This window comes from Geminocystis sp. GBBB08 (genome assembly GCF_016743215.1).
In the GTDB taxonomy this organism is placed as follows: domain Bacteria; phylum Cyanobacteriota; class Cyanobacteriia; order Cyanobacteriales; family Cyanobacteriaceae; genus Geminocystis.
Genome location: NZ_VRZC01000170.1, coordinates 1 through 8,029, shown reverse-complemented (window position 1 = coordinate 8,029; position 8,029 = coordinate 1). Strand labels below are relative to the sequence as shown.

Sequence of the window (8,029 nt, the reverse complement as noted above, 5' to 3'; positions counted from 1 at the left end):
GTCACCACTAAGGGCTGGTTGTTCATCATTATAGCGACTATTGAGAGAACTAGATAAGGAAGATAAATTATTAGAATTACAACCACTGATAATGAAACTAGAGGATAAAAGAAGTAGGGCAATAATTAACTTCAAAACTACAACACAATAAACTAAAAATTATTACAATAAACTATCAAAAAAACCATTGAATTTTAATAATCGAAATTGTCAGGATTTTGAGGATTCTGAGGATTATCGGGGTTATTCTTCAGATCATCATCTAAAGGTTGATAATCAACATATTCTGTGCCAACACTAGAAACTATATCATCAGCAGATTTAGGGCGACGTTTTGGAGATCTTCTTGAAGGGGGAACTTCTGAAGAATTAGGAGAAACTCTAGGAGAACTACGACGAGATGGACTGTTACTTTCTTCCCAATGATCAGGGGTTTCTTGCCAATCATCATATTCTTGGCGAGGACGAGAAGAGCTATTGCGACGACGGGGATTTACTGGAGGTTCTTGAGTGTAACCAGCCGAACGGGGACGAGGTGAACGAGGGCGAGGAGCTTCTTGTTCATTACTACGACGAGAAGTTGATTTGGGGGTAGTGCCTTGTAAACGACGACGAGGAGGCATTTCTTCTTCTTCTTCATAATCGTCATCATAACCGTCCATTCGAGCTAATTCTGCCCGATAAACTCGACTATTAGGGCGATCGTCATCAATATAGGAAGAACGTCCTTTAATTTGATCCGTAGTAACACTTCTTAAACGAACACTTTCCACGGCAAAAAACACAGCTGACACTGCTAATAATAACTGGCTAAACTGAAGAATTGGATCTAAACGCCAACCATGCCAAAGTAAAATTCCACCACACAGTAAGCCCACCGCTGCGAAAAATATATCGTGATCTCTTGAAACTTCAGGGCGTAAAGATCTTAATAAATATAAACCACCACCAGCTAAGGCTAAAAAAATCCCTAAAATACTTGCTGAGTTAAAACCAAAATTAACCATTACTAAAACCTAAAGGATGATATTTTTTCTATCTTAACGAACATGACTCAAATCTAATTTTTTTCAGAAAATAATTTGCCATAATTTCGATGATTAGGGGCGAACAGTGTCGCCCAATGGACAATATCTCAATAATTAATAACTAAGTAGTATTTTTTTATTACTTAGCGACGAATTTTATCAATTTGACTGACGGCAATTAAACCAATAGTTGTGGGAATAACTACGATGGCTGCACCCCAGACTAAACTCCAGAGAAAATTTGCTAAAGAAGGAGTCATATATTTTTTATACCTTATGCTTACTAAAAATTATCATTCTCATTTTACATTACAATAGATCGTTATTTAAGGCTAATCAAAGTAACTAATTTATGAATATGATAATTGTCGTAAGTATTACTCTAGGGATTTTATTTTTAATGATGACCGTACTATTTATTTTTCGCATTGTTTTAACATGGTATCCTAACGTCAATATGTCAGAATTTCCCTATAAATTAGCCTATATACCTACAGAACCGTTTTTAGTACCCACTCGTAAAATCATTCCCCCTTTAGGTGGTATCGATATTACTCCCATTGTGTGGTTAGGAATTTTTACTTTACTACGAGAAATTTTATTAGGGCAACAAGGTCTTATTACCTTAGCTATCAGACATAATTCTATTTAAAAGTTAAGCTCTAATTTGTCTAATGTAAGGAAGCGGATTTGGGAATTTGTGAAGAGTTAAGAGGAAAGAATCAAGGCAAGGGGTTTAAACCCGTTGTTAACCTGAGTTCGACATAAAATTGTCGGTGAAGGTGAGACTGCCATAGACTAGAAGACTAAGAGAGAATTCACTTAAACATTATTAAAATTGATTTTCGACAATTTTCGACAATTATTTACTAAATTTAATTCTTTTAGGTGGGTAAAATTTCTTTAAGACTTTTAAACCCTTATTTTTAAAGGTTTTTGACATTGAACTGACCTGTTGTTAATAATTAGGAAAAAAGATAAGTTAAATGCGTCGAGTGCTTAACTATCAAAAAAATTGTTAATTGTTAATTGCTAATTGTTAATTATTACACTGGTACGTTAACAGAAGCAGAATTTAAGGCTTCTACTAAACTTCGTACTACAGCGATCATGGCTACTTGATCATTTAATTTATTGACAGCAGAGCCAACACCAATACCATCAGCCCCAGCAGCGATCGCCATAGGAGCAGTAATATCAGAGATTCCCGAAGCACACATAACAGGTATTTCAACAGCACGGGAAATAACATGAGCGGAAGCTAAAGTGGGAGCTGCTTTTTCAATTAAGCCTAAAATACCGCTATGATTAGGTTTAGAACTTGTTCCACCTTCGGTTTGAATAATATCTGCACCAGCAGTAACGAGGGCTTGAGCTAACTCGACTTGTTCATCAAGAGCTAAAATATGAGGTACGGTGACAGAAAGAGTGATGTTAGGTAATAATGCACGGGTTTCAGCAGTTAAGCGTAAAACATCTTCAGCGGAAAAAGTGATACCTTGAGCGTAAAAACTGTCAAAGTTACCAATTTCCACTAAGTCTGCACCGGCTTCTACCGCAGACGCTAATAATTTAGCATTAACGGCAGATACACAGATAGGAAGATTAACTAATTGACGCACAGTTTTAATTAAATTAATATCGGCAGCAATATCAACAAAAGTTGCACCACCTAATTCAGCCGCTTTACATACTGCCACGACATTATCAACATCAAAATTATTTAAACCACTAATAACTTTGAGAGCTTTTTTTGTAGCGAATGCTAAGTATAGTTTAGAGTTGTTAATCATTGTGACACTTAAAATTTATCATGTTTAGACTGCCAATTATAGCACTGAATTACCGCTCTATAAATTCTGCGATAAATCCGCGACATTATCAAAAAAGGGGAGATTGAAGATTAGAAAAGCGTTATTCTAAACGATTAACCAATATTATCTTGAGTTCGAGTCTTCTCACGCCCGTGTTAAATTTAAGTAATTAGGGATAGAAATCGTTAATTAAATTCTTTAATTTGCTATTTTTGATCTTTTTCGGAAATTATTTTTGATCTTTTTCGGAAATTAAACACTTATTTATTAATAAATTTATTTTATCGAGATTCAATCAAATTAAATTCTTTTAGTGCCGGTAAAAAATTTTTATTTTCGTGACTAGGACGACTTAATTTTATTAAAACAAATCGTTGTAACGTGGTTAAATTTTGCCATTGAAATAAGGTAAGTTGAAAATCAAATTCTTTGGCTTTTTCTTCTATATCAACTGGTATAACTTCCAAATTTATCCATGGAGGTTTAGGCTCAATATTTAATTCTTGTGCATATTCTTTTGTTTTTAAATAAACTAAATCTTGTAAATCTTGTCTATATTTTTCTATTTCTTGAGAAGTTACACAAGGTTTATTAATTAAAGATTCTCTCTCAAGTTGATTAAAATTATGCCAATGATGAAGTTTTAATTTAACTCCACAGGTATCAAGTTTAAATCGAACAATCATGGGAATACAACGTAAAGAATTGACAAAATCTGTTTCAAATTCAAAAAATTTACTCATCTTGATTAGTTCAAAAAGTCCTATTAACCATAAAAGGCACGATCTCCAAAATAACGGATCGTACCCTTTATCTTAATCTATGTTGAGTTGAAAATTTATCCCAGAGGATGGAATAAAAGATCAGGATAAAAACGATTAAATTCGATTAATAAACCTGCAGTAAAAACTAATAAAGCAGTTATTAAAACAGGGGCGGTAGATAAAAAGGTTGTTAAATCTTTCATCAAAATTTCTCCTAAATAGTTAGTTAAAAATGGCTACAAAAATTAACGAGGAGAAACGGAAATATCCGAATCTTTGACTGTTAATTGACCAGAAGTAAACTCTTGTAATGCTTGTAAGGGCCACAAGAAACCAAATAACATTTTGCTGATAGCTAGAGGCACATCAATAATGATTTCCTTGAGTTCGGTATCTTTTTCTTTTCTGATGGCAATAAGATAAGCACGTCCTACCCAACCAATCCAACCTGCAATATAAAGAAATAATACACCGGGTATAACGAAATCACCAACATGATCTAATCTACCGTCAACAACTAAGTGAGGATAACCTTCAGCACCACAAAGTGCTTCTGCATAACGTTCAGCACGTTTTTTACCAGATTGAGGATCATCTGTAGTGTTACGGAAACTTGCGGCTTTAGCTTGATATGCGGCAGACTCACTACAAGGAGTTAATTGAGATAAATCTGCACTAGCAGTAGGAGCAAAATTTGCCCACAGAGTGAGAGAAAGAGCGAACGCTAAGATTAAACTGAATATTCTTCCCATAGAAATTGTTTCCTGAATTTTAGTTGAAACAATAAGTTTTTGTTACAAAAAATGAAGCTAAAAAATCACTTCAAATGCAATCTTACTGTGATTAGTAAATGCAGTAAAGTAATAAGAAGAAAATTAATTATTCTTAACAAATTACTTAAATAATGAGTGTTATTTTAGCAGTAGAAAGCAGTTGTGATGAAACTAGCGTCGCAATCGTAAAAAATCGTAATATTTTATCGAATGTCATAGCGTCACAAATTAAGCTACATGAAAAATATGGCGGTGTTGTGCCTGAGTTAGCTTCTCGTCAGCATTTAGAAATGATTAATCCTTGTATTGATAAGGCTTTAGAAGATTCTGGGGTGTCTTGGGCTGATATTGATGCCATTGCAGCAACGGTAACACCGGGTTTAGTCGGATCATTGATTGTCGGAGTAACTGCAGCAAAAACTTTAGCTATGGTGCATAATAAGCCATTTTTAGGGATTCATCATCTTGAAGGTCATATTTATGCTAGTTATCTTAATGATCCTGATTTAGAACCCCCTTTCCTTTGTTTATTAGTGTCAGGGGGACACACTAGCTTAATTCAGGTTAAAAGTAGTGGTATATATGAAAATATTGGCTCAACCCGTGATGATGCAGTAGGGGAGGCTTTTGATAAAGTAGCGAGGTTATTAGGTTTACCCTATCCAGGAGGTCCTGTTATTGATACACTAGCAAAATCCGGTAATCCGAAAGCCTTTAAACTTCCTGAAGGTAGGGTATCATTACCGAATAATCAAGGTTTTCATCCTTATGATTCCAGTTTTAGCGGTTTAAAAACGGCGATGTTAAGGCTAATTACCAAATTAAAAGAGGAAAATGGTGATGATAATTTACCTATTGCCGATTTATGTGCTAGTTTTCAATTTACTGTCGCAAAAGCCTTGACAAAACGATCAATTCGTGCTTGTTTAGATCTAAATTTAACAAAAATTGCCGTTGGCGGTGGAGTAGCAGCAAATAGTGGTTTAAGGCAACATTTACAAGAAGAAGGAGAGAAACATAATTTACAGATATTTTTCCCCCCTTTAAAACTTTGTACCGATAATGCGGCGATGATTGCTTGTGCGGCTTGTGATCATTTTAATCATCATTGGCGATCGCCTTTATCATTAGGTGTAGCGTCAAGAATGAATATTGAACAAGTAAGGAAACTATATCAAGAAACTACTATTTGATGATGCTTATGGATTCTTAATATTTGTGCGATTCGTTTTCACCAAAGTTGAGTCTAAATCAGTGATTAACTGAGAGGCACTTAAAACACCTGTTTTAAACAACGTAAACCTAGCAAAGTATATACTATACTATTGTCCTAATAATAGCGCATAGTGCTATATGGGGTATAATTATTGCTATATAAAGATTTGAAGAGTGTTATTTTCTGATGACACCAATTTGTTATCACGCCATATAATTTGTTATTGTACAAATTAGCACAAAGCCCCTAAAAATTACTTTTTAAAACATAACTTCAAATTATACATGATATTTATTACAATATTGCTATTGCAAAATTATGTTTACGGGGGTATCTCTAAAGTTAATAAGATAGTTATTATAAGATATGGCATTGTTAAATAAAAATAAAAAATGTTTAAAAAATCTTTTTTGAAAAATCTATTTATTTTTTCTTTAATATTATTAGGAATAATCTTTTTTCCTTCTATAACAAGAGGAAATAATAATCCAAAAATTTTAGTAGGTGCTGCTGCTAGTCTTCAACCAGCTTTAGAAGAATTTAGTAAAAAATATCCTCAAAATGTTGATTATAATTTCGCTGCTTCTGGTATTTTACAACAACAAATTGAACAAGGTGCACCTATAGATATATTTATTTCTGCTTCCTCTAAACAAATGGATGCTTTAGAAAAAAAGAATTTATTATTACCTAATACGAGAAAAAATTTATTAATGAATCAAATTGCTTTAATTACTCCTAAAAAAAATCCTTTATCTTTAACCAATTTTTCTCAATTAGTAGAACCAAAAATTAAATTAATTGCTATTGGTGAGCCCCGAAGTGTACCTGCAGGACAATACGCAATAGAAGTATTCAACAATTTAGGAATTTTAGCCTCCTTAGAATCTAAATTTGTATTTGGAAATAATGTCAGAGAAACTCTAACTTATGTAGAAACTGGAAATGCTGATGCAGGAATTGTCTATTTAACTGATGCTAAAAGTTCTGATAAAGTAAAAGTAATTGCGATCGCAAATAAAAAGTTACATACGCCTATTGTTTATCCTGTAGCTGTTATTAAAAATAGTAAGTCTGAGCAAGTAGCGAAAAAATATTTACAGTCATTACAAAGTGAAGTTGCTATAAAAATTTTTCAAAAATATGGATTTGGCATAGCTAAATGACAATTAATTTATCCCCTTTATGGATTTCGTTAAAAGTGTCTTTATTAGCAACTATAATTACTTTTATTTTCGGAATTATTATTGCTTATAGAGTATATCAATATAAAGGAAAATGGCGAACGTTAATTGAAACAATTTTACTTATTCCCCTCGTTTTACCCCCTACTATAGTTGGTTTTTTAATTTTAATATTTCTCGGTAAAAATAGTATTGTTGGTCAAATATTATCACAATGGGATATTAGTATTATTTTTACATGGTATGGTGCTGTCATTGCTTCTATGGTGATAGGATTTCCTTTAATGTTTCGATCGACATTAGGAGCATTTGAACAAATTGATTCACTGTTATTAGACTCGGCAAGAGTTGAAGGTGCGTCAGAAATTGCGGTGTTTTATTATATTAGTTTACCCCTTGCTTTTCGAGGTATTTTATCGGGGATTATTTTATCTTTTACTCGTATGTTAGGAGAATTTGGGGCGACTTTAATGGTGGCTGGAAATATTCCTAATAAAACTCAAACTATTCCTATGGCTATTTATTTTGCTGTACAAGCTGGAGAAATTAAAGAAGGTTGGTTTTGGGTTATTATTCTCTTATTTTTTTCATTTTTTACTATTTTGATTCTTAATAATTTATCTCGATAAACTCAAATTAGTTATGGTCACTTCTTTTTATTTTACTAAAAATTAAGAGTCAAGAATTCTAATTTTTACGGCTTAAAGTCCATTTGCAGTTTAGACAACCTTAATTATAGTGAAAACTAGCAGAATAGATATATCAATAATATTTTAAGTCTTTTATTTATTGGAAATGTTAAGAATGTTATAGGGTTTAAGAAAATTTAAAAAAGATTGTTTTTTAAATAGTTAACATCTAAAATAGTTAATAAGTTTGATTTTTTCTACCGAAAGATGATAATTTTATTTTGTGTTGCAATTTTAAAAACTTAAACACTTTAGTCGTTAAACTTGATCAAAAATTAGTTATTATTCTTAATTATTATGTCTTCTTCTCAGTGGTTACGATTATTAAAAAATGTTGGTATTTGGCAAGGCTCTTTTACTCAATTTTCTCCTGATGGTGTATTAGTAAAAAATACTCCTACAGAGCTAATTTTAGAAAGTTTCAATGACAATAAAACTCTCAAATTAACTCTAAATCGTCTCGATAGTAATGAACCTCATCATGTGAATGAATTTACTTATATTAATCGTAATAATTTTCTTTTTTAAGATGGACATTTTTCTAATGGATCTCAACAGTTT

11 protein-coding genes are annotated in these 8,029 nt (G+C 32.4%); 5 read left to right on the top strand and 6 right to left on the bottom strand.

Going from position 1 to position 8,029, the window contains the following annotated elements:
- Positions 1-194 precede the first annotated feature (194 nt).
- Together FWJ34_RS16375 and FWJ34_RS16370 are read right to left on the bottom strand one after the other, a co-directional pair.
- Positions 195-1,007, bottom strand: a complete 813-nt coding sequence (locus FWJ34_RS16375; protein WP_308256416.1) for a Ycf66 family protein — start codon at positions 1,005-1,007, stop codon at positions 195-197.
- A gap of 164 nt (positions 1,008-1,171) precedes the next feature.
- Positions 1,172-1,288, bottom strand: a complete 117-nt coding sequence (locus FWJ34_RS16370) for a photosystem II reaction center X protein (protein ID WP_308256415.1) — start codon at positions 1,286-1,288, stop codon at positions 1,172-1,174.
- 92 nt (positions 1,289-1,380) lie between these two features.
- On the opposite strand from FWJ34_RS16370, the gene FWJ34_RS16365 reads away from it, so the two are divergent.
- On the top strand, positions 1,381-1,680 hold the full coding sequence (locus FWJ34_RS16365; RefSeq protein ID WP_308256414.1) for a YggT family protein: 300 nt from the start codon (positions 1,381-1,383) through the stop codon (positions 1,678-1,680).
- Positions 1,681-2,074: 394 nt separating this feature from the next.
- Here the strand turns inward: FWJ34_RS16365 and FWJ34_RS16360 are convergent, their stop codons facing one another.
- The 4 genes from FWJ34_RS16360 to FWJ34_RS16345 form a co-directional block, all read right to left on the bottom strand.
- Positions 2,075-2,821 carry a DUF561 domain-containing protein gene (locus FWJ34_RS16360; RefSeq protein ID WP_308256413.1) on the bottom strand — a complete coding sequence of 249 codons (747 nt, stop codon included), beginning with the start codon at positions 2,819-2,821 and terminating at the stop codon, positions 2,075-2,077.
- Between the two features lie 302 nt (positions 2,822-3,123).
- Positions 3,124-3,585 carry a nitrate reductase associated protein gene (locus FWJ34_RS16355; protein ID WP_308256412.1) on the bottom strand — a complete coding sequence of 154 codons (462 nt, stop codon included), beginning with the start codon at positions 3,583-3,585 and terminating at the stop codon, positions 3,124-3,126.
- 95 nt (positions 3,586-3,680) lie between these two features.
- A complete protein-coding gene (psaJ, locus tag FWJ34_RS16350; RefSeq protein WP_308256411.1) occupies positions 3,681-3,809 on the bottom strand; it encodes a photosystem I reaction center subunit IX in 129 nt (42 codons plus the stop codon).
- 42 nt (positions 3,810-3,851) lie between these two features.
- Positions 3,852-4,358, bottom strand: a complete 507-nt coding sequence (locus tag FWJ34_RS16345; protein WP_308256410.1) for a Photosystem I reaction center subunit III — start codon at positions 4,356-4,358, stop codon at positions 3,852-3,854.
- 152 nt (positions 4,359-4,510) lie between these two features.
- On the opposite strand from FWJ34_RS16345, the gene tsaD reads away from it, so the two are divergent.
- From tsaD to FWJ34_RS16325, 4 genes are all read left to right on the top strand, one after another.
- The gene (tsaD, locus tag FWJ34_RS16340) at positions 4,511-5,572 is read left to right on the top strand and encodes a tRNA (adenosine(37)-N6)-threonylcarbamoyltransferase complex transferase subunit TsaD (RefSeq protein WP_308256408.1); all 1,062 of its coding nucleotides are present in this window, start codon (positions 4,511-4,513) and stop codon (positions 5,570-5,572) included.
- A 415-nt stretch (positions 5,573-5,987) separates the two neighbouring features.
- On the top strand, positions 5,988-6,761 hold the full coding sequence (gene modA, locus FWJ34_RS16335; protein WP_308256407.1) for a molybdate ABC transporter substrate-binding protein: 774 nt from the start codon (positions 5,988-5,990) through the stop codon (positions 6,759-6,761).
- Positions 6,758-7,408, top strand: a complete 651-nt coding sequence (gene modB / locus FWJ34_RS16330) for a molybdate ABC transporter permease subunit (protein ID WP_308256406.1) — start codon at positions 6,758-6,760, stop codon at positions 7,406-7,408. The genes modA and modB overlap by 4 nt, the downstream gene beginning before the upstream one ends.
- A gap of 357 nt (positions 7,409-7,765) precedes the next feature.
- Complete coding sequence (locus FWJ34_RS16325; protein ID WP_308256405.1) at positions 7,766-7,996, top strand: DUF3598 family protein; 231 nt, start codon at positions 7,766-7,768, stop codon at positions 7,994-7,996.
- Positions 7,997-8,029: the final 33 nt, after the last annotated feature.